Annotated in this window: 22 protein-coding genes; 11 read left to right on the top strand and 11 right to left on the bottom strand. The window is 70.5% G+C overall.

The features are described 5' to 3' along the window. Positions 1-31: 31 nt before the first annotated feature. From BO64_RS10010 to BO64_RS09995, 4 genes are all read right to left on the bottom strand, one after another. Complete coding sequence (locus BO64_RS10010) at positions 32-1,330, bottom strand: O-acetylhomoserine aminocarboxypropyltransferase/cysteine synthase family protein (RefSeq protein WP_496403146.1); 1,299 nt, start codon at positions 1,328-1,330, stop codon at positions 32-34. Positions 1,331-1,392: 62 nt separating this feature from the next. After that, complete coding sequence (locus tag BO64_RS10005; RefSeq protein WP_496403145.1) at positions 1,393-3,204, bottom strand: flavin-containing monooxygenase; 1,812 nt, start codon at positions 3,202-3,204, stop codon at positions 1,393-1,395. Positions 3,205-3,362: 158 nt separating this feature from the next. Further along, positions 3,363-4,667: an amidohydrolase gene (locus BO64_RS10000; protein WP_496403144.1), complete on the bottom strand. Its 1,305-nt coding sequence runs from the start codon at positions 4,665-4,667 to the stop codon at positions 3,363-3,365. Positions 4,668-4,685: 18 nt separating this feature from the next. Continuing rightward, positions 4,686-5,792: an anhydro-N-acetylmuramic acid kinase gene (locus BO64_RS09995; RefSeq protein WP_496403143.1), complete on the bottom strand. Its 1,107-nt coding sequence runs from the start codon at positions 5,790-5,792 to the stop codon at positions 4,686-4,688. 254 nt (positions 5,793-6,046) lie between these two features. On the opposite strand from BO64_RS09995, the gene tyrS reads away from it, so the two are divergent. The 4 genes from tyrS to BO64_RS09975 all read left to right on the top strand — a co-directional run bounded on the left by tyrS (position 6,047) and on the right by BO64_RS09975 (position 9,508). Then, the gene (tyrS, locus tag BO64_RS09990; protein ID WP_496403142.1) at positions 6,047-7,303 is read left to right on the top strand and encodes a tyrosine--tRNA ligase; all 1,257 of its coding nucleotides are present in this window, start codon (positions 6,047-6,049) and stop codon (positions 7,301-7,303) included. Between the two features lie 11 nt (positions 7,304-7,314). Continuing rightward, positions 7,315-7,776, top strand: a complete 462-nt coding sequence (locus tag BO64_RS09985) for a peroxiredoxin (protein ID WP_496403141.1) — start codon at positions 7,315-7,317, stop codon at positions 7,774-7,776. A gap of 186 nt (positions 7,777-7,962) precedes the next feature. Then, entirely contained in the window at positions 7,963-9,117 is a 1,155-nt protein-coding gene (locus BO64_RS09980; RefSeq protein ID WP_496403140.1) for a M23 family metallopeptidase, read from the top strand. Continuing rightward, on the top strand, positions 9,098-9,508 hold the full coding sequence (locus BO64_RS09975) for a bactofilin family protein (RefSeq protein ID WP_496403139.1): 411 nt from the start codon (positions 9,098-9,100) through the stop codon (positions 9,506-9,508). Before BO64_RS09980 ends, BO64_RS09975 begins: the two co-directional genes overlap by 20 nt. 9 nt (positions 9,509-9,517) lie before the next feature. On the opposite strand, the gene prfB is transcribed toward BO64_RS09975, so the two are convergent. The 4 genes from prfB to BO64_RS09955 form a co-directional block, all read right to left on the bottom strand. Next, positions 9,518-10,637, bottom strand: a protein-coding gene (gene prfB, locus BO64_RS09970; protein ID WP_496403138.1) for a peptide chain release factor 2 whose coding sequence is annotated in 2 segments (ribosomal slippage) — positions 9,518-10,567 and positions 10,569-10,637 — 1,119 coding nt in all. Because the reading frame shifts where the segments join, the coding sequence is not laid out codon by codon here. A 65-nt stretch (positions 10,638-10,702) separates the two neighbouring features. Then, complete coding sequence (locus tag BO64_RS09965; RefSeq protein WP_496403137.1) at positions 10,703-13,144, bottom strand: penicillin-binding protein 1A; 2,442 nt, start codon at positions 13,142-13,144, stop codon at positions 10,703-10,705. A 279-nt stretch (positions 13,145-13,423) separates the two neighbouring features. After that, entirely contained in the window at positions 13,424-13,951 is a 528-nt protein-coding gene (locus BO64_RS09960) for a hypothetical protein (protein ID WP_496403136.1), read from the bottom strand. Positions 13,952-14,157: 206 nt separating this feature from the next. Next, positions 14,158-15,354, bottom strand: coding sequence for an N-acetylmuramoyl-L-alanine amidase family protein (locus BO64_RS09955; RefSeq protein WP_496403221.1), 1,197 nt, complete (start codon positions 15,352-15,354; stop codon positions 14,158-14,160). 456 nt (positions 15,355-15,810) lie between these two features. On the opposite strand from BO64_RS09955, the gene BO64_RS09950 reads away from it, so the two are divergent. Genes BO64_RS09950 through BO64_RS09935 form a run of 4 tightly spaced genes read left to right on the top strand, consistent with a single transcriptional unit; the run spans position 15,811 to position 22,274 of the window. Further along, positions 15,811-18,501 carry an Rne/Rng family ribonuclease gene (locus tag BO64_RS09950; RefSeq protein ID WP_496403135.1) on the top strand — a complete coding sequence of 897 codons (2,691 nt, stop codon included), beginning with the start codon at positions 15,811-15,813 and terminating at the stop codon, positions 18,499-18,501. Between the two features lie 56 nt (positions 18,502-18,557). After that, positions 18,558-19,991 carry a M48 family metalloprotease gene (locus BO64_RS09945; protein WP_496403134.1) on the top strand — a complete coding sequence of 478 codons (1,434 nt, stop codon included), beginning with the start codon at positions 18,558-18,560 and terminating at the stop codon, positions 19,989-19,991. Positions 19,992-20,019: 28 nt separating this feature from the next. After that, positions 20,020-20,760 carry a DsbA family protein gene (locus BO64_RS09940; RefSeq protein ID WP_496403133.1) on the top strand — a complete coding sequence of 247 codons (741 nt, stop codon included), beginning with the start codon at positions 20,020-20,022 and terminating at the stop codon, positions 20,758-20,760. 50 nt (positions 20,761-20,810) lie between these two features. Next, on the top strand, positions 20,811-22,274 hold the full coding sequence (locus tag BO64_RS09935; protein WP_496403132.1) for an NAD(P)/FAD-dependent oxidoreductase: 1,464 nt from the start codon (positions 20,811-20,813) through the stop codon (positions 22,272-22,274). 170 nt (positions 22,275-22,444) lie between these two features. On the opposite strand, the gene BO64_RS09930 is transcribed toward BO64_RS09935, so the two are convergent. Genes BO64_RS09930 through thiS form a run of 3 tightly spaced genes read right to left on the bottom strand, consistent with a single transcriptional unit; the run spans position 22,445 to position 24,247 of the window. Beyond that, complete coding sequence (locus BO64_RS09930; RefSeq protein ID WP_496403131.1) at positions 22,445-23,257, bottom strand: SDR family oxidoreductase; 813 nt, start codon at positions 23,255-23,257, stop codon at positions 22,445-22,447. After that, the gene (locus BO64_RS09925) at positions 23,257-24,066 is read right to left on the bottom strand and encodes a thiazole synthase (protein WP_496403220.1); all 810 of its coding nucleotides are present in this window, start codon (positions 24,064-24,066) and stop codon (positions 23,257-23,259) included. The genes BO64_RS09930 and BO64_RS09925 overlap by 1 nt, the downstream gene beginning before the upstream one ends. After that, a complete protein-coding gene (gene thiS, locus BO64_RS09920; RefSeq protein WP_496403130.1) occupies positions 24,047-24,247 on the bottom strand; it encodes a sulfur carrier protein ThiS in 201 nt (66 codons plus the stop codon). The genes BO64_RS09925 and thiS overlap by 20 nt, the downstream gene beginning before the upstream one ends. Positions 24,248-24,327: 80 nt before the next feature. Here thiS and aroQ point away from each other — a divergent pair, with 80 nt between their 5' ends. From aroQ to accC, 3 genes are read left to right on the top strand one after another with little or no spacing between them, the layout of a single operon-like run. Further along, positions 24,328-24,765 carry a type II 3-dehydroquinate dehydratase gene (gene aroQ, locus BO64_RS09915; RefSeq protein ID WP_496403129.1) on the top strand — a complete coding sequence of 146 codons (438 nt, stop codon included), beginning with the start codon at positions 24,328-24,330 and terminating at the stop codon, positions 24,763-24,765. A gap of 35 nt (positions 24,766-24,800) precedes the next feature. Further along, positions 24,801-25,286 carry an acetyl-CoA carboxylase biotin carboxyl carrier protein gene (gene accB / locus BO64_RS09910; RefSeq protein WP_496403128.1) on the top strand — a complete coding sequence of 162 codons (486 nt, stop codon included), beginning with the start codon at positions 24,801-24,803 and terminating at the stop codon, positions 25,284-25,286. 4 nt (positions 25,287-25,290) lie between these two features. Then, entirely contained in the window at positions 25,291-26,658 is a 1,368-nt protein-coding gene (accC, locus tag BO64_RS09905; protein WP_496403127.1) for an acetyl-CoA carboxylase biotin carboxylase subunit, read from the top strand. The last annotated feature ends 6 nt before the right edge of the window (positions 26,659-26,664 follow it).

Here is a 26,664-nt window from a genome sequence, read left to right as displayed (position 1 = left end):
GGGGCGCAGGCTCCGCGCGCGGTGGAGCAGCCTAGACGCCCGCCGCGGCGAGCGCCTGCTCCAGGTCGGCCAGGATGTCGTCGATGTGCTCGATGCCGATCGACAGCCGCACATAGCCCGGGGAGACGCCGGTGGCGGCCTGCTCCTCGGGGCTGAGCTGCGAATGGGTGGTCGAGGCCGGATGGATGGCGAGGCTCCGGGCGTCGCCGATGTTGGCCACGTGGTAGAAAAGCTTCAGGGCGTCGATGAACTTGCGCCCGGCCTCCACGCCGCCTTCCAGTTCGAAGCCCAGCAGGCCGCCGTAGCCGCCCTTCAGGTAGCGGTCGGCCCGGGCGCGGGCCTCGCCCGACTGCTGCGAGGGGTGGATCACCCGGGTCACGCCCTTCCGGCGCGCCAGGTGCTCGGCCACGCGCCGGCTGTTGTCGCAGTGGCGCTCCATGCGCAGGGCCAGGGTTTCGATCCCCTGGAGAATTTGGAAGGCGTTGAACGGCGACAGGGCCGCGCCGAGGTCACGCAGCAGGATCACCCGCGCGCGCAGGATGTAGGCGATGGGCCCCAGCGGCTTCACGGCCTGGGTCCAGACCGCGCCATGGTAGGACGGGTCAGGCGTGTTCAGCAGCGGCTGGCGCTCGGGCCGGGCCTCCCAGTCGAAGGTCCCGCCGTCCACGATCAGGCCGCCGATGGAGGTGCCGTGGCCGCCCAGGTACTTGGTGGCCGAATAGACCACCACCGCCGCGCCGTGCTCCAGCGGCCGGCACAGGAACGGCGCGGCCGTGTTGTCCATGATCAGCGGGATGCCGAGCTCCCGACCGATGGCGGCCACCTCGGCGATCGGGAAGACCTCAAGCTTCGGGTTCGGCAGGGTCTCGCCGTAGTAGGCCCGGGTGCGCTCGTCGGTGGCGCGGCGGAAGTTCTCCGGATCGGACGGATCGACGAAGCGGACCTCGATGCCCTGATCCTTCAGGGTGTTGGCGAACAGGTTCCAGGTGCCGCCGTAAAGCGCCGTGGAGCTGACGACATTGTCCCCGGCCCGCGCCAGGTTCTGGATCGCGAAGGCCGAGGCCGCCTGGCCCGAAGCCACCGCCAGGGCCCCCACGCCGCCCTCCAGCGCCGCGATGCGCTTTTCCAGCACGTCGGTCGTGGGGTTCATGATCCGCGTGTAGATGTTCCCCAGCTCCTGCAGGGCGAACAGCGAGGCGGCGTGGTCGGCGTCGCGGAACTGGTAGGACGTGGTCTGATGAATCGGCACGGCGACGGAGCCGGTGGTCGGGTCCGCCCGCCAGCCGGCATGCACCACCAGGGTTTCGGGCCGCAGATTCTGTTCAGACATGGTCACTCCTACACTTGCCGCCCGCGCCGGACGGTGCGGCGTCAACTCCTAGAGCAGAAGGGTCAGGCGGTCAGCTCCAGCCCGTTCAGATCGCCCGCGGCCCGCCATTCCTCCAGCACCCTGGTGAAGGCCACGGGCCCGGCGCCGTAGGAGCTGTTCTTCTTGTTCATCAGCTCCACCTTGCCCTCGTTGTTGTAGTAGCCGGGCGTGCACTCCTTCAGGAACTGCTCGCGCATCACCGACAGCTTCACGATGGTGTCGACCCAGGCGTCCTGGGCCTCCTGGGTGGGCTCGACAGTGCGGGCCTGCCGCTCGGCGGCGTTACGGACGATGTAGGCGATGTGCTTCACCTGCTCGTTGATCATGTGCGGGAAGTTGGCCGAGAAGCCGGACTGCACCTTCGAGACGATGAAGCAGTTGGGGAAGCCCCGGCTGAGCAGCCCGTGCAGGGTCTCGGCGCCGTTCTTCCACGCCTCGGTCAGGGTGCGGCCGCCGCGGCCGTGGACCTCGTAGCCCGCCCGCCGGGTGTAGTCGGTGCCGACCTCGAAGCCCGTGGCGTAGATCAGGCAGTCCACCTCGTACTCGCGCCCGGCCGCGATCACCGAATGCTCGGTGATCCGCTCGACGCCCCGCCCCTTGGTGTCCACCAGATGGACGTTGGGGCGGTTGAAGGTGGCCAGATATTCGTCGTGGAAGCAGGGCCGCTTGCAGAACTGGTTGTACCAGGGTTTCAGGGCCTCGGCCGTGGCCTTGTCCTTGACGATGGCGTCCACCCGGGCGCGGACCTGCTCCATCTTCTTGAAGTCGGCCAGCTGCATCAGCGCGGCGGGGTCCTGCACCGGCTCGCCCGCCTCCGCCTTGCGCCGGGCCAGGAGCAGGATGTTGCCGATGATGTCGGTCCAGCCGTCGTTGACGAGATCCTCCTCGGCGAAGCCGCCCGAGACGAGGATGTTGAAGTTGTCCATCCGCTGCTGCTGCCAGCCGGGCCTCAGGTTCCTCACCCACTCCGGATCGGTCGGCCGGTTGTTGCGCACATCAATGGACGAAGGCGTGCGCTGGAAGACGTAGAGCTCCTTGGCCCATTCGCCGAGGTGCGGGATGCACTGCACCGCCGTGGCGCCGGTGCCGATGATGCCGACCCGCTTGTCCTTCAGCCCCGTGAGGCCGCCGTTGGAGTCGCCGCCCGTGTAGTCGTAGTCCCAGCGGCTGGTGTGGAAGGAATGGCCCTTGAAGCTCTCCACGCCCGGGATGCCGGGCAGTTTGGGCCGGTGGAGCGGACCCGCGGCCATGATCACGAAGCGCGCCTTCATGGCGTCGTCGCGGTTGGTTCGGATGATCCAGCGCGCGGAGTCCTCGTCCCAGGACAGGTCCGTGACCTCGGTCTGGAAGCAGGCGTTGCGGTAGAGGTCGAACTTCTCGCCGATCGCCCGGCTGTGGCGCAGAATCTCGGGCGCCCGGGAGTACTTCTCCACGGGGACGTAGCCAACCTCCTCGAGGAGCGGCAGGTAGATGTAGCTCTCGATGTCGCAGGCCGCGCCGGGGTAGCGGTTCCAGTACCAGGTGCCGCCGAAGTCGCCGCCCTTCTCGATGATGCGGATGTCGTTGATCCCCTGCTCGCGCAGGCGCGCCCCCGCCAGCAGGCCGCCGAACCCGCCGCCGATCACCACCACCTCGACCTCGTCGGTCAGGGGCGGACGGCTAAAGCCCGGCTCCACATAGGGGTCCTCAAGGTAGTGGGCGAAGCGCCCCGCCATCTCGACGTACTGCTCGTTGGCGTCCTGGCGCAGGCGCCGGTCGCGTTCTTCCCGGTACTTCCGCGCCAGGGCGTCGGGATCGAACCCCAGGTCGTCGATCTTGAGGGCGTCATCGGCCATGGGCGTTCCTCCCGCCTTGTTTGTTATCGACGTTCAGCGTGCCGAACGTTTGTTTGAACGGCAAGGGCGAAGTTCGGCGCTCGCAGGCCATGAAAAAGGGCGGCCGGGTCTCCCCCGCGCCGCCCTGATCCGTGGTTCGCCGGCGTGAGGCCGGAGGGCTACTTCCCGCCCGACGCCAGGAAATCCAGCGCCGTCAGGACCTGGGCACGCACGCCCACTTCCATGGCGCTCTCGTCCACCACGTCGAAGAACGGCGAGTGGTTCACCCCCGGCGGATTGCCGATGGTCAGGTCATAGAACAGGCCGGGGACCTGCTGCTGGTAGTAGGAGAAATCCTCGGCGCCGGTGATGTAGTCGATGTCGTCCCGGATCCGGCCGCGGGCCGCGCGGGCCAGGCTCGGCTTCATCTTGGCGGTGAGCGCCGGATCGTTGGTGGTCACCGGATTGGGCGTGCCCCACTCGATCTTGCCTTCTCCCCCGTAGCGCGCGGCGATGCTCTCCACCGCCTTCTCCGCCCGCGCCATGACGTCCTTGCGCAGCTCGGGATCGAAGGTCCGCAGCGTGCCGGCCAGGGTGAAATCGTCCGGGATGATGTTGTAGCGCACGCCGCCGTGCACCGTGGCCACCGTCAGGATGGTGGGGGTGCGGGTGACGTTGATCTGACGGGCGGCGATCTGATTGAAGGCGAGGATGATCTCGGCCTGCATCGAGGCGATATCGACCCCGTTCCAAGGGTTGGCCCCGTGGGTCTGCTTGCCCTTCAGCTTGATCTCGTAGCGATCCGAGGCCGCCATCATCGGGCCCGGCCGCCACAGGAGCTGGCCGGCGTCGCCCGGCACCACATGCAGGCCGAACACCGCGTCCACCTTGGGGTTCTCGAGCACGCCCTGCTTCACCATCAGGGGCGCGCCGCCCTCCTCGCCCACCGGCGGACCTTCCTCGGCCGGCTGGAACAGGAACACCACCGTGCCGGGAATCTGGTCGCGCATGCCGGCCAGGACCTCAGCGGCGCCCATCAGGATGGCCACGTGGGCGTCATGGCCGCAGGCGTGCATGACGCCCGTCTCCTGGCCATTGAAGGTGGCGCGCACCTTGGAGGCGAACGGCAGGCCCGTCTGTTCGGTCACCGGCAGGGCGTCCATGTCGGCCCGGAGGGCGACTACGGGGCCCGGCTTGCCGCCCTTCAGCACCCCGACGACGCCGGTCTTGGCGACGCCGGTGCGGACCTCGATGCCCAGCTTCTTGAGGTGGTCCGCCACCAGCTTGGCGGTGCGAACCTCGTTGTTGCCCAGTTCAGGATGCTGGTGGATGTCGCGCCGCCATGCGACGACCTTGGGCTGCACCTTCTCGGCGGCGGCGAAAACCGCCGCGTCGAACGGTCCGGCGGCCTCCTGCGCCATGGCCGGCGCGCCGGCGGTCAGGACGAGCGCGAGCGCCGCGCCGGCGATCCAATGAGCCTTCATGAGTTCATTCCCCCACTCTCAAGGTTCGATAATGCGCCCGCCGGTCATGGGCTGGGCCACGCCGGTGGTCCTTGGAAACGAGATCGGCAGGCCCCGGGCCGTCCGGGCGGCCAGGTAGGCGAAGGCCTCGGCCTCGATGGCGTCGCCGCGCCAGCCATGATCCTCGGCCCCCGAGACCGGAGCCGGCAGGCGCTCGGCCAGGGCCTTCATGATCTCGGGATTGCGGCGCCCCCCGCCGGTGACGATCACCCCGGTGGGGGTGGCTCCCATCAGTTCGAAGCCCCGCTTCACCGCCTCGGCCGTAAAGGCCACCAGCGTCGCCGCCGCATCCTCCAACTGCAGGCCGTCCAGCGGCTCCAGGGAGAAGTCGTAGCGGTCGAGGGACTTGGGCGGCGGGACCTCGAAGTACGGATGGGCCAGCAGCGCCCGGACCACCGCCTCGTCGGCCCGCCCCACGCTCGCATAGCGCCCGTCGGCGTCATAGCGGCCGGCCCCGCGCGCCTGCACCAGCAGGTCGATCATCCCGTTGCCGGGTCCGGTGTCGAAGGCGGCGATGTCATCTCCGCCGTTCCAGAAGGTGACATTGGCCACTCCGCCTACGTTCAGCACCGCCAGCGGCGCCTCCAGGCCCGAGGCCCGCGCCCGGGCGAGGTGATAGATCGGCGCGAGCGGCGCCCCCTCCCCGCCCGCGGCCACGTCGGCCGTGCGGAAATCGTGGGCGACCGGCCGGCCCGTGAGCTTCGCCAGCAGGGCCGCGTCGCCCAGCTGCACCGTGCGGCCCAGGGTTCCGCCCTTGGGCCGTTCATGCAGGACCGTCTGGCCGTGCATCCCCAGAAGGTCGAGGTCGCGCCAGGACAGGCCGTGTTCGGCGATGAAGGACTCGGCGGCCGCGAAGTGCTCCCGGGCCACCGCCGCCCGCGCCTCGGCGAAGATCGCCGGTTCGGGGGTCCCCCGCGCCCACTTCAGCGCCTGCGCCGTGGCTTCCAGGAGAATGTCGCGGGTGGGCTCGGTCAGTTTGCGCTCGCCGGCCGGCCCGAACGCCAGGATCGCCTCGCCGTCGGTCTCAAGAACCGCCATGTCGACGGCGTCCAGAGAGGTTCCGGTCATGAATCCCAGCACGCGCATGTCAGCTTGACTGCCATGTCCGGAGATCGCTAGCTAGCCGCGATGATCGGACGCCGCCATCTTACCGGCCGCTATTACCGCCTGCCCTGACGCAGGCGCCCGATCACTTTGCGCCTGCGGCACCATCGGCCGGCGCACTCCCCCAAAAGCCAACAGGACGCCGGCCCCTTCCCCCCAAGGAGCCTGTCATGTCCCTCGAAATTTCCGACGCGCCCGTGCTAGAGGCGGCCGGTCCAAGTCCTGCGAGTCCCCAGATGTCCGAGCCCGCCTTCAAGTCCGAGTTCCTGACGACGCTGCAGGCGCGCGGCTACATTCACCAGATCAGCCATCCGGAGGAGCTGGATCAGGCCGCCGCCAATGGCGTGATCGCCGCCTACATCGGCTTTGACGCCACGGCCACGTCCCTCCACGTGGGCAGCCTGATCCAGATCATGATGCTGCGACGGCTGCAGCAGGCGGGCCACAAGCCCGTGGTCCTGATGGGCGGCGGCACGACCAAGGTGGGCGACCCCAGCTTCAAGGACACCCAGCGCCCCCTCCTCACCGACGAGCAGATCGCCCGGAACATGGCGGGCATCCGCACCGTCTTCGAGAAGTTCCTGACCTTCGGCGACGGCCCCAGCGACGCGGTGATGGTCAACAACGACGACTGGCTGTCGAAGCTCGGCTACCTCGAATTCCTCCGCGAGTTCGGGCCGCACTTTACGGTCAACCGGATGCTGACCTTCGACTCCGTCCGGCTGCGGCTGGAGCGCGAACAGCCGCTGACCTTCCTTGAGTTCAACTACATGCTGATGCAGGCCGTGGATTTCCGGCACCTGAACCGGACCATGGGCGTGCAGCTGCAGATGGGCGGCTCGGACCAGTGGGGCAACATCATCAACGGCGTGGAGCTGGTCCGGCGGATGGACCAGAAGGCCGCCTTCGGCCTGACGACGCCGCTGCTGACCACCGCCTCGGGCGCCAAGATGGGCAAGACCGCCCAGGGGGCGGTGTGGCTCAACGCCGATCTGCTCAGCCCGTACGACTACTGGCAGTTCTGGCGGAACACCGAGGACGCGGACGTGGGCCGCTTCCTGCGCTTGTTCACCGACCTGCCGCTGGACGAGATCGCCCGGCTCGAAGCCCTGCAGGCCGCCGAGATCAACGAGGCGAAGAAGGTGTTGGCGAACGAGACCACCCGGATGCTGCACGGCGCCGAGGCCGCCCAGGCGGCGGAAGCGGCGGCCCGGGCGGCCTTCGAGGAAGGCCGGCTCTCCGGCGACCTGCCCACCCATGAGGTTCCGCGCGCCGACCTCGAGGCCGGGATCGTGCTCGCGGCGCTGGCTGCGGACGCGGGCCTCGCCGGCTCTCGCGGCGAGGCGCGGCGTCTGGCCCAGGGCGGCGGCCTGCGGGTGAACGACCAGCAGGTGACCGATGGCAACCGTACGGTCAGCGCCGCCGATCTCGTGGACGGAGTGGTCAAGCTCGCCGCGGGCAAGAAGAAGATCGTCCTGGTGAAGCCGGTCTGAGGAGCATGACGATGGCGGACGTGACCGAAGGCGCTGCGGCGCCCGACTTCGAGCTGGAGACGGCCGACGGTCCCGTCCACCTCTCCGACTTCGCCGGCAAGACGCTGGTGCTCTACTTCTACCCCAAGGACGACACGAGCGGCTGCACCCGCGAGGCCCTGGACTTCACCGCCCTCGCCTCCGAGTTCGCCAAGGCCGGCGCGACGGTGGTCGGCGTGTCCAAGGACAGCGTGAAGTCGCACGAAAAGTTCGCCGCCAAGCACGGGCTGGGCATCGTCCTCGGCTCGGATCCGGAGGGCGGCGTGATCGCGCGCTACGGCTCGTGGGTGGAGAAGAGCCTCTACGGCCGCACCTACATGGGCATCGACCGCTCGACCTTCCTGATCCGGGACGGGAAAATCGTGCGCATCTGGCGCAAGGTGCGAGTGCCGAACCACGCCCAGCAGGTGCTGGAAGCCGTCCAGGCGCTCTGACGCCCTGTTGCGGATTTGCCGCGGTCGCCGACATCCGTTCGCGACCGGCTGGACGAAACGGAATCGGCGCCTCAGCCTGCGGCAGCGCGACGCTATCTTAAAATTGCGTCAACACGGCTTGCCTCGCCCCGGATTTTATCCGTAGATCGCCGACGTCTCTTGGGGGCGGGGGCTTCAGCGAAACGCATGACACGCTTGGCGCGACTTCGTCGTTCGCTTGAGGAGCTGTTTCCGGAGCGGCACCTGTACGTCCGTTCCGGCGGGGCCATGAAGGCCTTCACCCTGTCCACCTCGAAACAGATGGCCATCGCCGGCGTCGTCGCCGGGGCGGCGCTGTGGATGGGCGTCTGCACGGCGGCCATGCTGGTGAACCTGCTGTCGGCCTCGGCGACCGACCGGGAGATCGCCCAGCTCAAGGCCCAGTCCGAGCGCTATGTGGCGGATCGCCAGGCGCGGCTGGACAGCGCCCTCGCCCGCCTCGACGCCGCCTCGGGCTCCAACGCCGACGTCGCCGCGGCCATGGAGAAGCGCCACGCCGCCCTCGCCCTGCTGCTCACCGACCTGAAGTCGGCGCCGGGCGCGGCCGAGGCCCTGACCCCGGCCATCAACCGGGCCCTGGCCAACGACGCCGCAAGCCCCGCCCGCCGCATCGAGATGGTGCGCATGGGCCAGGAGCAGTTGCTGGAGGCGGCCGACAGCTTCGCCAAGAGCCGGGCCGACCGCCTGCGGCTGGCCTTCCGCATGGCCGGCCTGACGCCGTCCAGCTTCGTGCCGAAGAGCGGCGCGCTGGGCGGGCCGCTGATCGAGTCCAAGGACCCCCGCGCCCTGGCCGCAGTGCTGGACGTGGACGAAGACTTCGCCGTGCGCATCCAGCGCGCCGCCCGCGACCTGTCGGAGGCCCGCGCCCTGAGCGAGGCCGCCCAGGACCTGCCCTTCGCCCGCCCGGTCTCGGGCGCCAGCCAGAGCAGCGGCTTCGGCGTGCGCTTCGACCCCTTCACCCGCCGCCCGGCCTATCACTCCGGCCTCGACTTCGCCGGCGGCCACGCCACGCCGATCCAGGCCGCCGGCCCCGGGGTGGTCTCGTTCACCGGCCAGCGCCCCGGCTACGGCAAGACCATCGAGATCGACCACGGCCGCGGCCTGAAGACCCGCTACGCCCACCTCTCGGGGATCGCCGTGCGGCCCGGACAGCGCGTGGCCCTCGGCCAGCGGATCGGCGCCATGGGCTCCACGGGCCGGTCGACTGGGACCCACCTGCACTATGAGGTATGGGTGAACGGTCGGGCCCAGAATCCGGGCCGCTTCCTCAAGGCCGGACAGTATGTTCAGCAAGGCGACTAAGGCGTCCGAACCCGCCGCCGCCCCGCCCCGCAAGAGCAGCGTCGCGTCGCTGATCGCGGCCGGCGTCACCGTGCGCGGCGACATCGTCACCGAAGACGACGTCCACCTCGACGGGGCCGTCGAGGGCGACATCACCGCCGGGCGGCTGACCCTGGGCGAGACCAGCGCCGTCCAGGGGTCGGTCAACGCCGAGGCGGTGGAGGTCCGCGGCCGGGTGACCGGCACGATCACCGCCCGTCAGGTGAAGCTCTGCGCCTCGGCCCATGTGGACGGCGACATCCGCCACGGGGAACTGGCCATAGAGGCCGGCGCCCATTTCGAGGGCCGCAGCCTGGTGCTGGCCTCCGCGGCCCCCGGCGAGCCCCTGCTGGTCGCAGAGGCCGCCGAGTAGGCGGTCGCCCTAGGCGGTGGCGTCCCGGGTCGCCCCGACCCGCTGGGCCAGGGCCGCGCCCATGAACTGATCGAGGTCGCCGTCGAGCACGCCGGCGGTGTCGGAGGTCTCCACCTCGGTCCGCAGGTCCTTCACCATCTGGTACGGCTGCAGGACGTAGCTGCGGATCTGGTGGCCCCAGCCGATGTCGGTCTTCTGGTCCTCGATGGCCGCCTGGGCCGCCTCGCGCTTTTCCAGCTCCAGCTCGTAGAGCCGGGCGCGCAGCATCTTCCACGCCTGCTCGCGGTTCTGGTGCTGCGAGCGCTGGGTCTGGCAGGCCACGGCGATGCCGGTGGGAATGTGCGTCAGGCGCACGGCGCTGTCGGTCTTGTTGACGTGCTGACCACCCGCCCCCGAGGCCCGGTAGGTGTCGGTGCGCACATCGGCCGGGTTGATCTCGATCTCGATGTTGTCGTCGATGACCGGATAGACCCACACCGAGGCGAAGGAGGTGTGCCGGCGGGCGCTGGAGTCGTACGGGCTGATGCGCACCAGGCGGTGCACGCCGGCCTCGGTCTTCAGCCAGCCGTAGGCGTTGGTCCCCTTCACCAGCAGGGTCGCCGACTTGATGCCGGCCTGTTCGCCGGCGGTCTCTTCGATCACCTCGACGCTCATGCCGTGGGCGGTGGCCCAGCGGGTGTACATGCGCAGCAGCATTCCGGCCCAGTCGTTGGACTCGGTGCCGCCGGCGCCGGAGTTGATTTCGAGATAGGCGTCGTTGCCGTCGGCCTCGCCGGAGAGCAGGGCCTCGAGTTCGGCGCGGACGGCCCGCTCCTTGATCTCGCGCAGCTGGGCGCGGGCCTCGTCGAGGGAGGCCTCGTCGCCCTCCTCGTCGGCCAGCTCGGCATAGCCCAGGGCGTCGGCCAGGTCGCGCTCGAGTGCGCGCACGGCGTCCACCTGCGCCGCCAGCCGCGAACGCTCGCGGGAGACGGCCTGGGCCTCGTCAGGATTGTTCCAGAGGGTCGGATCCTCGACCCGGGCGTTCAGCTCATCGAGCTTTCGGAGCGCAGGCTCCCAGTCAAAGACGCCTCCTGAGCAGTTCGATCGACTGCTCGATGTCGGCCTTGGCGGCCTCGACATCCACTCTCATGGGAAACTCCAATTCTCAGGCCGGCGGAGATAGTCCGCGCCGGGCGGCAGGACAAGGTCGGGCGTTCAGAAGAGGTCGAACAGGTCGTCCTGCTTCTTGGGCGGCGGCGGGGCGACGGCGGCCCCGGCGCTGGGCGCGCCCGTGAGGCCGTCCTGCCAGACCTTGTTGTAAGGCTGCGGCCCCTGGGTGGAGCCGGCCGCGCCGATGGCGGGATCGATGGCCCGGGGCTCGGTGCCCGGGCGGAAGGCCTCGCGGATGCCGCGCACCAGGGCGAAGCGGGCGTTGCTAGGGGCCTTGAAGGGAACCGGCGGCTGGTCCTTCAGCGCCTCCTCCATGAACTCGGTGAAGATCGGTACGGCCGCGCGGCTGCCGGTCTCGCCCTCGCCCAGGCTCCGGTTGTCGTCGAAACCGATGAACACGCCCACGACGAGGTTCGGCGAGAAGCCCATGAACCAGGCCGAGCGGTAGTCGTTGGTGGTGCCGGTCTTGCCGCCCAGGGGCTTGCCCACACGCGAGGCGTAGGTGGCGGTGCCCCGCTGGACCACGCCTTCCAGCATGGAGGTGATCTGATAGGCGGTGATGGGGTCCATCACCTGGGCCCCGGCCCGGGGGATGCGCGGGCTCTCGGCCCCGGAGAAGCCGGCGTCGCAGCGGGGGCATTCGCGCTTGTCGGCCCGGTAGATGACCTTGCCGTTGCGGTCCTCCACCAGCTCGATCAGGTGCGGCTCGACCTTGCGGCCGCCGTTCAGGAACGAGGAATAGGCGCCGGCCATGCGGAAGACGGTGGTCTCGCCCGAGCCCAGGGCCATGGCGAGGACCTTGTCCATCTTGTTGGTGACGCCAAGGCGGACGGCCAGATCGCTGATCTTGGTCATGCCGACGCCCTGGGCCAGGCGCACGGTCATGGTGTTGCGCGACAGCTCAAGGCCCCGGCGCAGGGTGAGCGCGCCGTAGTAGTCGCGGCTGTAGTTCTCGGGGCTCCAGGCCCGGCCGTTGGCGCCGCGCAGGGTGATGGGCGCATCGAGCACGGTGCTGGCGGGGGTGTAGCCGCTCTCCAGGGCCGCGGCATAGACGATCGGCTTGAAGGCCGAGCCGGGCTGGCGATAGGCCTGGGTGGCGCGATTGAAGCTGGACAGCGAGAACGAATAGCCGCCGACCATGGCCAGCACCCGGCCCGAGTTGGGCTCCATGGCCACCAGGGCGCCGTTCACCGCCGGGACCTGCTTCAGCCGGAAGCCCGCCCCATTCTCATTGGGGGCCACGAAAACCAGGTCGCCCGTGCCGATGCCCTTGCCGCGGCGGGCCCAGGCGACGTCCTCGGACGCCAGCGGCCCCTCGTCGCCGTCGATGGTGCGGACCCGGACCGAGCCGCCGGAGACGCTGACCACCACGGCCTGGCGCCAGGAGCGGCGCTCCGCCGGGCGGGCCTGCTTCTTGGCCTCGGCCTCCCAGCCGACCAGGGTGGAGACCTTGCCCCAGGCGCCCCGCCAGCCGTGGCGGCGGTCGTAGGCCTCAAGGCCGTTCATCAGCGCCAGGCGCGCGGCGCTCTGCAGGCGCGGATCAAGGGTGGTGCGGACATAGTAGCCGCCGGCGTTCAGGCGCTCGTCGCCCAGCTCCTCCATGTTGAGGGCGATGCGGCGCACCTCCTCCACGAAGTAGTCGGCGTCGCGGTACTGGGCCCGGGTGGGCGCCGGTTGCACCTTGAGGTCCTCGGCCTGGGCCGCGCGGGCCTCGGCCCGGGACACCATGCCAAGCTCGGCCATCTGTTCGAGCACCCAGTTGCGGCGGGCGATGGCCTGCCGCTTGCGGCGCATGGGGTGGTAGTTGTCCGGCCCCTTGGGCAGGGCCGCCAGATAGGCGCTCTCGGCCAGGGTCAGTTCGCTGACCGGCTTGCCGAAGTAGTTGTAAGCCGCAGCGCCCACCCCGTAGGAGCGGTAGCCCAGCCAGATCTCGTTCAGATAGAGTTCGAGGATCCGCTCCTTGGTGAGGGTGTTCTCGAGCTGGGAGGCGAGGATCGCCTCCTTCAGCTTGCGCCCGATGGTGGCGTCGCTGGTGAGCAGGATGTTCTTGGCCACCTGCTGGGTGATGGTGGAGCCGCCCTCCAGGCGCCGCCCCTGGGCCAGGTTGATGACGTTCTTGATCATCGCCCGGCTGAGGCCGCCGAAGTCGACGCCGCGGTGGCGGAAGAAGCTGTGGTCCTCGGCGGCGAGGAAGGCCTGGGCGGTCTGCTTGGGGATCGCCTCGTAGGGCACGAAGATCCGCCGCTCCCGGGAGAACTCGCCGATCAGGGTGCCGTCCCAGGCGTAGGCCCGGGTGGCGGTGGGCGGGTGATAGTCCACGAGGTCGCCCGCGTCGGGCATGTCGTGGAACAGCCAGGCGGCGTAGATAGCCGCCGAGAAGGCCGCCACGGCGACGAGGCCGAGGACGACGACGCCCGCCAGGACCAGCCCCCGTCGGGGGGCGGCCTTTTTCGGGGCTGTCCGTTCGGGTCCTTCGGGGGGGCTCAAGTCTGACTCGCTCCGTGGCGCGGGGCGCCGCCAAGTGGTTCCGGGTCTACCCTGTGTCGGGCCGGGCGCCAACGGAATCGGGCCCTGCCCGCGTCAGCGCGACGCGGGCGCTTGTGCAAGGAACCACGAGAGACGCGGACGGCGTGGAAGGGCGCCGGCGAGCAGACATGGCTCCACGCTTTCCCGCGCGGGCGGGAATTCTTCGGATGGCGGGATGGACGGCGACGCAGCCTGGCCCCGCATTCGCGGGGATGATGAGGAGTGGATGACAGGGCGTGGTCAGCCGGAGGCGCGCCAGGCGGGTTCGGGGGGCGGCGCGGATGCGGGGGCGAGGCGCCGGAGGGCGCCCTCGGGGGTGATCTCGTAGCCGAGGCGGGCCACGCAGCGGGCCACCTGATCGGCGAGCGGGTCGGTGAAGAAGCCCTCGGCGACCACCTCCTCATGGACGGCGTCGTCGATGCGGTCCTCGAAGGCCTCGGCCTCGTCCTCGTCCAGTTCCTCCATCTCGCGCCAGACCAGCGCCTCGACGCCCTCGCGGATGTCCCGGCGGCGGGCGTTCACGCGCTCCCGCCGGGCCTCGGCCCGGCGGGCCTCCTCCTCGCGGGCGTCGCGGGCAAGGTCGCGGGCCAGCCTGGCCTCCAGGGCGAGGCTTTGGCGGATGGAGCGGGACATGCGCTGGAACACCAGGGCCGCCCTCGCCCGCTCTTCGGGGCTCTCGGCCGCCTCGGCGTCCTGGGCGGCCTGGCGGGCGAGGCCCATGCCGAGCTCGGCGAGCTCGGCCAGGATGCGCGCGTGGCGCTCGGCCATGTCCGCAGGATCGAACATGAACAAAACGAGAACATGGAAACGGCGGGAAGGCAAATGATTTCCGCTTCGCGGCGGGGCCCGGAAGCGGGAGCGCGGACACGGACGGCACGGAACGGCGCCGGCCGGTCTGTATTTTTCCGGGTGGCCTGCGGCTTGGCGCCCTACGGCGGGTCAGTCGCCGACCAGGACCTCGGCGCGGCGGGCGATCAGCGGGCGGCGACCTTGAGGTTGTGGCCGAAGTGGGTGTCGATGGCCTCGGCGACGGCGGCCATCAGGCGGCCGCGGCTGGCGGGGTCGCGCAGGCGGGCCTCGTCCTCGGGATTGTTCACGAAGCCCATCTCCAGCAGCACCGCCGGCACGTCCGGCGCCAGGAGGACCACGAGGCCGGCGTCGCGGTGGCTGCGGCGCAGCAGCGGCGCCTCGCCCTCGATGCTCGACAGCAGGGTCTGGGCGAAGATCGCCGAGCGGTTGCGGGTGGCCCGCTGGGTCAGGTCGAAGAGGATGTCGCGCACCCCCTGGTCGCCGGCGAGGCTGGCCTTCATGAACCAGTCGTCCTTGCTGACGAACTGGGCCGAGCGGCGGGAGGCCTGGTCGGACAGGGTGTAGACGCTGGCGCCCTTGAGGTTGGAGTTCGGGCCGGAGTCCGAGTGCAGCGAGATGAACAGGTCGGCGCTGGCCCGCTGGGCGATCCGCACCCGCGTCTCCAGCGGGATATAGACGTCCGAGTTGCGGGTCATGACGACCTTGTAGCGGCCGGTCTTCTCCAGGCGCTCCTTGAGGGCCTGGGCGGCGGCGAGGTTGATGTCCTTCTCGTAGCCCTTGGAGCCGGTGGCGCCCACATCCTTGCCGCCGTGGCCGGCGTCGATGACCACCACCTTCTTGAGCGGCAACGGCGGCTTCTTGGCCTGGGCGAAGTCGGCGCGCACGGCGGGCGCCGGCGAGGATACGGCGGCCTTGGTCAGGGTCGCGCCCGCGGGCGTCCCGGCGGGGGCGGCCACGTCGATGACATAACGATAGTGCTCGACGCCGTCGGCGGGCGGCAGCAGGAAGCGGCGCTTGACCTTGGCGTCGGCGGCCAGGTCCATCTGCAGGCGGGCCTGGCCCTGGACCTCGTCCACCACCCAGGCCTTCACGAGGCCGCGACCGGCGCCCTGCAGCCCCTCGGCCGCCTTGACCCCCGGCATCATGACCACGAGGCGGCGGTCGGCCGAGCCGTCGGAAACCACCTTCACGCTGGCGGACTTGTCGAGGTCGAGGACCACGCGGGTCTCGGCGCTGTCGCCGCCCAGGCGGACCTTCAGCAGGGAGACCGGATCAGGCGCAGCGTGGGAGACGGCCACGACGGCGAGGCCCAGGCCGGCCACCAGGGCGGCGAGCAGCGCCCGCCCCCGGCCCACGGCCATCGCCTGTCCCACTCGCCCGAGCATCCAGCCACCCGATCCGCTGCGCGGCGCCGCAAAACGCGACATGATCAGCCATATACCCACGGCGGGCGTAGACAATCGGTTAACAAGGCCTTTCCTGCCGCACGATGACGCGGGCGGCGCTTTCCTTTTCGGGCGCCGTGTTGCAAAGTCCGCGCCGCGCGACGACGGCGCGCCCGTTCCGGGCCCGTCGGCCGCGCGTCACGCAAACCGGCGTCGGCCTCGCACGAGACCTTCGGCGACCACGCATTCTCCGATCCGCGCCTTCCGTGGCGCGCCTAGGAACACACCTGATGGGCTGCGCAGCTCAAGCCATTCCTGGTCCTGCCCCCCGAGAGGCCGCTTTCGGCGCTCTCCGGGTCGGCGCGCGCGTCCATCCCCATCACCGGCAGCGCCAGGGCGAACCCCATGCCGCGCGCCGCGGAGACTTTCTGAATGTCCAAGACCATGTTGATCGACGCAGCCCACGCGGAAGAGACGCGTGTGGTGGTCGTCGACGGGAACCGCGTTGAAGAGTTCGATTTCGAGAGCCAGAACCGAAAGCAGCTTCGAGGCAATATCTATCTCGCCAAGGTGACGCGCGTTGAGCCGTCGCTGCAGGCGGCCTTCGTGGAGTACGGCGGCAACCGCCACGGCTTCCTGGCCTTCAACGAAATCCACCCCGACTACTACCAGATCCCCGTCGCCGACCGCGAAGCCCTGCTGCGCGAGGAGGCCGAGGAAGAGGACGACGACCGTCACGAACCCCGGGCGCGCAATCCCGAGGACGAGGACGAGGTCGACCTGGGCGGCTCGGACGACGAGGACGACGTCGTCGAGGAAGAGCTGGCGCGCCGCCGGCGGCGGCTGATGCGCCGCTACAAGATCCAGGAAGTGATCCGCCGCCGGCAGATCATGCTGGTGCAGGTCGTCAAGGAAGAGCGCGGCAACAAGGGCGCGGCCCTGACCACCTACCTCTCGCTCGCCGGCCGCTACGGCGTGCTGATGCCGAACACGGCCCGGGGCGGCGGCATCAGCCGCAAGATCACCACGGCCACCGACCGCAAGCGCCTGAAGAGCATCGTCCAGAGCCTGGACGTGCCCGCCGGCATGGGCCTGATCGTGCGCACGGCCGGCGCCAAGCGCACCAAGGCCGAGATCAAGCGCGACTACGACTATCTGCTGCGCCTGTGGGAGAACATCCGCGAGCGCACCCTGCACTCCATCGCCCCGGCGCTGATCTACGAGGAAGAAGACCTCGTGAAGCGCACCATCCGCGACCTCTACGACAAGGACATCGAGAACGTCTTCGTGGAGGGCGAGGCCGGCTTCAAGGAAGCCCGCGACTTCATGCGGATGCTGATGCCGTCGCAGGCCAAGAAGGTGCAGCTCTACCGCGAGCCGACGCCGCTGTTCGTGAAGCACAAGGTGGAAGACCACCTGGCGCAAATCTATTCGCCGGTCGTGCCGCTGAAGTCCGGCGGCTACCTGGTGATCAACCAGACCGAGGCCCTGGTCGCCATCGACGTGAACTCGGGCCGCGCCACCCGCGAGCGGAACATCGAGGCCACGGCGCTGAAGACCAACCTGGAGGCGGCGGAGGAAGCCGCCCGCCAGCTGCGCCTGCGCGACCTCGCCGGCCTGATCGTCATCGACTTCATCGACATGGATGAGCCGAAGAACAATCGGGCCGTGGAGAAGAAGCTGAAGGACTGCCTGAAGGACGACCGCGCGCGGGTCCAGATGGGCAAGATCAGCCCCTTCGGCCTGATGGAGATCAGCCGCCAGCGCCGCCGCACCGGCGTGCTGGAAGGCACCACCCACGTCTGCGAACACTGCGGCGGCACCGGCCGGGTGCGCTCGGTGGAGTCCAGCGCCCTGGCGGCCCTGCGCGCCCTGGAGATCGAGGCGCTGAAGGGCGGCGGCGAGGCCACCCTCACCGTGCCGCGGGCCGTGGGCCTCTACATCCTCAACGAGAAGCGGGCGCATCTGGCCCGCCTGCACCAGGCGTTCGGCCTGTTCGTGACGGTGGTCATCGACGACGCCATGGCGCACGCCGACCACAATATCGAGCGCACGGCCAGCGAGACCCGGGCCGAGCACGCCGCCGTGCTGGCCCCCGCGGCCACCGCCGCCCCGACCCCGGCCGAGGCCGCCGACCTCGAGGACGCCTTCGAGGACGAGGACCTGGAGGACGACGAGGAGGCCTATGCCGAGGGCGAGGAGGACGAAGAGCCCCGCGCCCGCGAGGACCGCGAAGCCCGTGGCGAGCGGGACGAGGAAGGCCGCCGGGGCCGCCGCCGCCGCCGCCGCGGCCGGCGGGGCGACGAGCCCCGCGGCGAGGGCCGCGGCGACGGGCGTCCGCGGGAGGCCTCGGGCGAGGACGAAGACGGCCGCGAGGGCCGGCGCCGTCGCCGGGGCCGCCGCGGCGGCCGGCGGATGCGCGACGACTTCCGCCCGCACGATCCCTTCACCTGGGTGCGCCCGTGGGTGCCCTACGGCGATGACCCGTTCGTCTGGTACGACCCGGCGGAAGACCTGAAGCCCGTGGCCCCGGCCCCGGCTGCGGCGCCCGCCCCTGCGGCCGAGGCGCCGGCGGAGGCTCCCGTGGACGCCGCGTCCGAGGCGACGCCCGCCCCTGCCCCTGCCCCCGCCGCGTCCACGGCGGCCGAGGAGGAGATCTGGGTCGAGCTGCCGGCCGAGGAGGAGAAGCCCAAGCGCGCCCGCCGTCCGCGCACGCGCGGCCACAAGGCCGAGGCGGACGCTGCGGCGGCCGAGGCCGTCGCCGAGACGCCCGCCGCCGAGGCCGCCCCGGAACCGGCCCCCGAGCCGGCGGCGGAAGCCGTGACCGAGGCGCCCGCCGAGGCTCCGGCGGAAGCCGAGGCCCCGGCGCCGAAGAAGCGCACCCGCAGCCGCAAGAAGGCCGCCGAACCGGCCGCCGCCGAGGCTCCGGCCCCCGCCCCCGAGGCGGTCGCCGAGCCCGTGGCCGAGCCTGTGGCTGAACCGGCTCCGGAACCCGTGGCGGAAGCCGCCGCGGCCGTGGCGGCGCCTGCGCCGGAACCGGCGCCGGCGCCCCGCGCGACCGATCCGGCCGAGATCACCGGTCCGCCGCCAGCGCCCCGCAGAGGCTGGTGGCGGCGCGTCTGACCGACTACATTTCAGGACGGGAGCAAACGAGGGGCGGTCTGGAGAAGCACAAGAGAATGACCTCCCCTCGCCCGTCGGTCTGGTCCCGTTCGATGATCCTGGCCCGTTCCCTCCCGCGCGCGGCCCTCAGCCTCGCGCTGGCGGGGGCGGTGGCCACGAGCCCGGCCCCGGCGGCGGCCCAGGAGAGCATCTCGCTGATCCGGGACACCGAGATCGAGGAGATCCTGCTCAAGGACGCCCAGCCGATCCTGCAGGCCGCTGGCATCGATCCCAAGAACGTCGAGATCCTGCTGGTGGGCAGCAAGGAGCTGAACGCCTTCGCCGCCCCGCGGGTGATGGGCTTCAACACCGGCCTGATCCTGGAATCGGACACCCCCAACGAGCTGCAGGGCGTCATCGCCCACGAAGTGGGCCACCTCACCGGCGGCCACAGCGCCCGGCGCGACGAGATGAACCGGGCGGGCATGCGGCCCTTCCTGCTGACCATGGGCCTGGGGGTGCTGGCGGCCCTGGCGGGCGCGCCCCAGGCCGCCGCCGGCCTGGCGGGCAGCGCCAGCTATTTCGGCACCCTCGGGGCCATGGGCTTCAGCCGCGAGCAGGAGGCCCGGGCCGACCAGGCGGGCGCCACCCTGCTCGACAAGGCCGGCCTGTCGGGCAAGGGCCTAGCCGAGTTCTTCGACAACTTCCGCTACCAGGAGGTGTTCGACGAGGCGCGGCGGTACGCCTATTTCCGCAGCCACCCGATCTCGTCCGACCGGATCGAGGCCCTGCGCCGCCGGGTGGAGACCCAGCCCAACTACCACAAGGAAGACAGTCCCGAGGCCCTGGCCGAGCACGCCATCATGAAGGCCAAGCTGGACGGCTTCATCAATCCGCAGCTGGCGATCACCAAGTACAGCGAGACCGACACCAGCTATCCGGCCCGCTACGCCCGGGCCATCGCCTACTACCAGCTCAAGGAGCCCGACCGGGCGCTGAAGCTGATCGACGCCCTGCTCGAGGAGCAGCCGGAGAACCCGTACCTCTGGGAGCTGAAGGGGCAGATCCTCTTCGAATACGCCCGCACCAAGGAAGCCGAGGCGCCGCAGCGGCGCTCGGTGGAGCTGAAGCCGGACGCCCCGCTGCTGCGGGTGAACCTCGCCCAGACGCTGATCGCCCTGGACGACAAGGCCAAGGTCGAGGAAGGCGTGGCCGAGCTGCGCAAGGCGCTCACCCAGGAAGAGGACAACGCCGTCGCCTGGAGGCTGCTGGCGGAGGCCTATGACAAGCTGGGCCAGGACGGCATGGCCCGCCTGGCCACCGCCGAATACAACTTCTGGATCGGCGACCGCCGCCAGGCCCGGGTGTTCGCCATGCGGGCCCGGGAGATGCTGGACCGCGGCGCGCCGGAATGGCGGCGGGCCACCGACATCGTCCTGGCCTCCGAGCCCACCCGCGAGGAGATGCGCGAGCTGGCCCGGGAAGGCTCCACCACCCGGCGAGCCAATTGAGCGGTCCGCGGAAGCCGACTATCAGCCTATGATGACCCTGACCCTGAAGACCGGGGCGGCGATCGCCGCCGTGCTCGCCCTCGCCGGCTGCGAGCAGAACGACGAGGCCTTCGGCGCCCGCGTGCGCGCCTACCTGCTGGAACACCCCGAGGTGCTGCAGGAGATGTCGACGGCCCTGCAGCAGAAGCAGCTCGCGGAACTGGCCAAGAGCTCGTCCGAGGCCATCGCCAAGCACCGGGCCCAGCTGGAGCGCGACCCGCGCGACTTCGTGGCCAATCCCGGGGGCTCGGTCACGGTGGTCGAGTTCTTCGACTACAACTGCGCCTACTGCAAGCTGGCCGCCCCCGAGGTGGTGAAGCTGATCCGCGAGAACCCGGACGTCCGCTTCGTCTTCAAAGAGTTCGCCTTCCAGACCGAGGAATCGGTGCTGGCGGCCCACATCGCCCTCACGCCCGTCGCCAAGCCCAAGAGCCTGGAGATCTATGCCGGACTGATGGCCCAGAAGCCCCTGGACCAGGCGGCCATCGACCGGGTGCTGCGCGAGAACGGCGTCGACCCGAAGGTGGCGCGGGAACAGGCCAAGGACCCGGCCATCCAGCGGCAGATGCTGGACATCCGCGCCCTCGCCCAGGCCCTGAACATCGACGGCACGCCCGCCTTCGTGGTCGGCGACAAGATCATCCCGGGGGCGGACATGGACGCCCTCAAGGCCGCCATCGCCCAGGCCAAGGCGGTGGACCTCAAGACGCCCTCCGGCAAGCCGAGCTGATTGTCCTTCCGCCGCGGCATCCGGCTAGCCTTCCCGCCAAGGAGGCGCGGATGAGCGGACGGGTCGTGGTGATCGGCGCCGGCATGGCCGGGCTGTGGACCGCCCTGGAACTGGCCCCCGCCGGCTGGGAGGTGGTCCTGCTGGAAAAGGACCCGCCCCCGCCCGAGGGCGATCCCGATGCGGCGTTCGAGGGCTGGCGGCGGCGCGGCGTGGGCCAGCTACGGCACAGCCACGCCTTCCTCTCGCGGCTGCGGATCATGATCCGCGACCGGCATCCCGCGCTGCTGGCGGCGTTGAAGGCGGCGGGCTGCCGGGACCTCGACCTGGAAGGCGCCCTCACCGCCCAGCACCGGGCCCGCTACCGCCCGAGCCCGCTGGACGAAGACCTGATCACCCTGACCAGCCGGCGGACCACCCTGGAGCTGGTGATGCGCCGGTACGTGGCGCAGCTGCCAGGGGTGAGCCTCCGCTCCGAGACTTTCGTGCGCGAACTGGCGGTGGAGCCCGGCGCGCCGCCGCGGGTGACGGGCGTGCGGCTAAAGGACGGCGAGCTGCTAGCGGCGGACGTGGTGGTGGATGCGGCCGGGCGCACGTCCCAGGCCCTGGAGCAGCTGACCGCCGCGGGGGCGCAGGTTCCCGAGGAGGCCGAGAGCGCCCAGGTCATCTATTTCACCCGCCACTACCGCCTGCGCCCGGGCGCCACGGAGCCGCCCCGGGGCCAGGCGCCCACCACCGGAGACCTCGGCTACCTGAAGTACGGCGTGTTCCCGGGGGACAACGGCTGGTTCTCCATCACCCTCTGCCTGCCCGAGGTGGAGGAGGCCCTGCGCCAGGCGGTGATGGACCCGGCGGTGTTCGACGCGGTCTGCCGCCAGTTTCCGGGGCCGGCGGTCTGGATCGACCCCGCCCGGGCCGAGGGCGCCTCGAAGGTGTTCGGCATGGGCCAGCTGGAGAGCCGCTGGCGCGAGTTCGCCCCCGGCGGCCGGCCGGCGGTGCTGGGCTATTTCGCCGTGGGCGACAGCCTGGTGCGGAGCAATCCCCTGTACGGCCGCGGCTGTTCGTTCGCGGCGGTGGCGGCCGAGGCCCTGGCCGAGGCCCTGGCGGCCAGCGACGACCCGGCGGTGCGGGCGGCGCGCTACGCCCAGGCCATACGCCGGGAGCTGCGGCCCTATTTCGAGGTGATGCGCGGGGCCGACCGGCAAGCCGCGGCGCGGGCCCGGCGGCTGTTGCGCCCGCAGGGGCGGACCACCCTGAAGCGGCGCATCCTGAAGAGCTTTCAGGAGGACGCCGTTGGCCTGGCCATCCGCGAGGACGTGGACATGCTGCGCGACTTCCTGAAGGGCTTCCACATGCTGGAGGACCCGCGCGCCTGGCTGCGGCGGCCGAGGAACCTCGTGAAGATCCTGCGGATGTGGGCGCGGCCGCGGCGCGCCAAGGCGGCCCTCTATCCCCCGAAACCCGGCCCCGACCGGGCGGGCCTGTTCGCCGCGGTGGGCGTGCCGGCGAAGGCCTGACGCGCGCGGGCGACGCGCGCGCGAGCGGCAGGGCGTTGGAGGCGCCCGCCGCCCGCGTGGTCCGCCCTTGCCTGGGGGCTTCGGCGAACCGCCAGATGCTGACCGCAGGCCGGCGCTTCACGGGAGTACGGAACGGTTCGAGCCGCGTTACAGGGCCCTGCGCCCTCGCCTCAGGGCGTGCGCTCGGTGGGGCCGGTGAAGAAGGCGCCCGCGGCCATCTGCTCGCGCACCGCCTCGGGATCAAGGGCCGAGGCCTTGTCGAGCTCGGCGATCTCCTCGGGCACGTACCAGTGCAGCCGGTCGGAGTGGTAGGCCTCCCAGACGACCTTGGCGACCTCGACGGGCGGGACGGCGCGGAACATGCCCTCCTTCGGCGCGGCCTCCACCGCCCCGGGCGGCAGGATGGGCGTGTCGATGAGCCCAGGCAGGACGTCGGCGACACGCACGCCGAGGGCCCGGAACTCCACGGACAGGGCCTCGGTGAGCCCCTTCACCGCATGTTTGGTGGCCGAATAGACGGCGATGCCGGGCATGCCGAAGGTGGCCGAGGACGAAGATGTGGTGAAGCAGAGCGAGCCGGGCGTGGCCTTGAGCAGCGGCGCGGCCTCGTAGATGCCGTTGAGGACGCCGATCAGGTTCACCTGGACCACGGCCAGGATGTCCTCGAAGGGCTGCTGGTCGAAGGGTCCGCCCCGGCCAATCCCGGCGTTGTTGAAGAGGATGTCGAGCCGCCCGCCCGCCGCCGGGCCGAAATCGTCGAGGGCGGCGCGGAAATCGGCCCGGTCGGTGACGTCCAGCCGACGGACCCGGCAGTTGTCGGCCCCCAGCTCGGCCTGCAGGTCGGCGAGGCCCGTCTCGTTGACGTCATAGGCGCCGACGAACCAGCCCTTGCCGGCGAACAGCCGCGCCGTCTCGCGCCCCATCCCCGACGCCGCGCCCGTGATGAAGATCGACTTGCGCGGCTCGGAGACGGAAGCGGACATCAGATCAGACCCGACATTGGCGACGACGGGTCAGCGTAACTGCGTTTGGCCATCCGTCCAGCCAGCCAAGCTTCGCGACCGGCGATGACCGCGTGCTTCATGGCCCGCGCCATGCGGATCGGGTCCTTGGCCTCGGCGATGGCGGTGTTCATCAGCACCGCGTCGCAGCCCATCTCCATGGCCAGCACGGCGTCCGAGGCGGTGCCGACGCCGGCGTCCACCAGCACCGGCACGGTGGACTGCTCGATGATCAGGCCGAGGTTGAGGAAATTCTGGATGCCCCGCCCCGAGCCGATGGGCGCGGCGGCCGGCATGATGGCGGCGGCGCCCGCGTCCTCCAGCTTCTTGGCGTACACGGGATCGTCCGAGCAGTAGACCATCACCTGGAAGCCGTCGGCCACCAGCAGCTTCAGCGCCCGCAGGGTCTCTTCCATGTCGGGCAGCAGGTGCTTGGTCTGGGACAGCACCTCGAGCTTCACCAGGTCCCAGCCGCCGGCCTCACGGGCCAGGCGCAGGGTGCGGATGGCGTCCTCGCCCGTGAAGCAGCCGGCGGTGTTGGGCAGGAAGGTGAAGCGGTCGGGCTTCACATAGTCCACCAGCATCGGCTGGTTCGGATCGGTGAGGTTCACCCGGCGGACGGCCACGGTGACGATCTCCGCCCCCGCCGCCTCGGCGGCGGCGGCGTTCTGGGCGTAGTCCTTGTACTTGCCGGTGCCGACGATGAGGCGCGAGCGGAAGGTGCGCCCCGCAACGGTCCAGGTGTCTTCCGAATGGGTCGAGCCGTCCACGTCAGCCGCCTCCGATAAAATGCACGATCTCGATCCGGTCGCCGTCGGCGAGGGCCGTCTCGGCGTAGGCCGACCGGGGCACGATCTCCAGGTTGCGCTCCACGGCGACCTTTCGGGGGTCGAGCCCCAGGTTCGCCACCAGCGCCGCGACGTCGGTCACGCCCTGGAAGGTTCGTATCTCTCCGTTGACGGTCAGTCGCATGAATTCGGCAGCTCCGGTCGGCGTGCTTGTGACGTGCAGCCCCGCCCGTTACAAGACGCCGGAATCGACGGCGGAGCCGAATGTCGAAACCGATCTATGTGCTGAACGGCCCCAATCTCAACCTGCTGGGGACCCGCGAGCCGGAGATTTACGGACACCACACCCTGGAAGACGTCCGCCGCCTCTGCGAGGCCCGGGCGAAGTCCCTGGGGCGTGAAGTCGTGTTCCGCCAATCCAACCACGAGGGCCAGCTGGTGGAGTGGATCCAGGAGGCGCGGGAATCCGCGTGCGCCCTGGTGCTCAATCCTGCGGCTTACGGCCACACCTCGATCGCGATCCTGGATGCGCTGAAGATGCTCAGCATCCCCGTGGTTGAATGTCACCTGTCGAACCCGGCCGCCCGCGAGGCGTTCCGGCGGGAGACCTATGTTTCCCTCGCCGCCACCGGCGTCGTCTCCGGCTTCGGGGCGGCGAGTTACGAGTTGGCCATCGAGGCCGCCGCGGGCCTGGCCCGCTGATTCCCGACAAGTTGCAGAAGAAAAAGGTCGTTCTCATGGCTAGCAGTCCGAAGGCGCCCGCCGATCCGTTCGACGCGCGCCTGGTGCGCAAACTGGCCGACATCCTCACCGAGACGGGCCTCTCGGAGATCGAGGTCGAGCACGGCGAGCTGAAGATCCGCGTGGCCAAGACGCTGACCGCCGCACCCGTGCAGGCGGTCGCCGCCGCGCCGGTCGCTCCGGCCGCCCCCGCCGCGCCGGCTCCGGCCGCCGCCCCCGCCGAACCGGCGGCCCCCGCCCGCGCCAAGGGCGACGAGGTGAAGTCGCCGATGGTGGGCACGGTCTATCTGCAGCCGAGCCCCGGCGCGGACCCGTTCGTGAAGGTGGGCGACACCGTCCAGGCCGGCCAGACGCTGTTCATCGTGGAAGCGATGAAGACCATGAACCCGATCCCGGCCCCCAAGGGCGGCAAGATCGTGCAGATCCTGGTCGACGACGCCCAGCCGGTGGAGTTCGGCGAGCCGCTCGCGATCATCGAGTAGGCCGATGTTCGACAAGATCCTGATCGCCAACCGCGGCGAGATCGCCCTTCGCGTCCACCGGGCGTGCAAGGAGATGGGCATCTCCACGGTCGCGGTGCATTCCGAGGCCGACGCCGGCGCCATGTGGGTGCGGCTGGCCGACGAGAGCGTGTGCATCGGCCCGCCGCCGGCCGCCAAGAGCTACCTCAACATCCCGGCGATCATCGCCGCGGCCGAGATCACGGGCGCCCAGGCGATCCACCCCGGCTACGGCTTCCTCTCGGAGAACGCCCGCTTCGCCGAGATCGTCGAGGCCCACGGCTTCACCTTCATCGGTCCCAAGTCCGAGCACATCAAGCTGATGGGCGACAAGATCACCGCCAAGCAGGCGGTGAAGGAGGCCGGCATCCCGGTGGTGCCCGGCTCCGACGGGGCGGTGGCGACCGAGGAAGAGGCCATCGCCGCGGCCAAGCAGATCGGCTTCCCGGTCCTGATCAAGGCCGCCGCCGGCGGCGGCGGACGGGGCATGAAGGTGGCCCGCACCGAAGAGGACCTGGTGGAGGCCGTGCAGACCGCCCGGGCCGAGGCCAAGGCCGCCTTCGGGGACGACGCGGTCTATATGGAGCGCTACCTCCAGACCCCGCGGCACATCGAACTGCAGGTGGTGGCCGACAGCCACGGCAACGTCGTCCATCTGGGCGAGCGCGACTGCTCGCTGCAGCGGCGGCACCAGAAGGTGCTCGAGGAAGCCCCCTCGCCCGTCATCGACAGCGCCGCCCGTGAGAAGATCGGCAAGATCGTCGTCGATGCGGTGCGCGCCATCGGCTACCTGGGCGTCGGCACCATCGAGTTCCTGTACGAGAACGGCGAGTTCTTCTTCATCGAGATGAACACCCGCCTGCAGGTGGAGCACCCGGTCACCGAGGCCATCACCGGCATCGACCTGGTGCGCGAACAGATCCGCATCGCCGCGGGCCTGCCCCTGTCGTTCCGCCAGGAAGACGTGGTCTTCGAGGGCCACGCCATCGAGTGCCGGATCAACGCCGAGAACCCGAAGACCTTCACCCCCTCGCCGGGGCTGGTGACCGACTACCACGCCCCGGGCGGCCTGGGGGTGCGGATGGATAGCGCCCTCTACGCCGGCTATTCGATCCCGCCCTACTACGACAGCCTGGTGGGCAAGCTGATCGTCCACGGCCGCGACCGTGAGGAGTGCATCGCGCGCCTCTGCCGCTGCCTCGGGGAGATCGTGGTCGGCGGCATCGACACCAATATCCCGCTCTTCCAGGAACTGCTGGTCCAGCCGGACATCGTCCGGGGCGACTACAACATCCATTGGCTGGAGCGCTGGATGAAGGCCCAGGCGGAGGCCCAAGGAGGGCCGCAGGCCTAAGCGCGG

The sequence above is a fragment of the Phenylobacterium composti DSM 19425 genome, assembly GCF_059568645.1.
The sequence above is the reverse complement of the archived record's forward strand: the minus strand, read 5'-3'. Positions and strand labels throughout refer to the sequence as shown.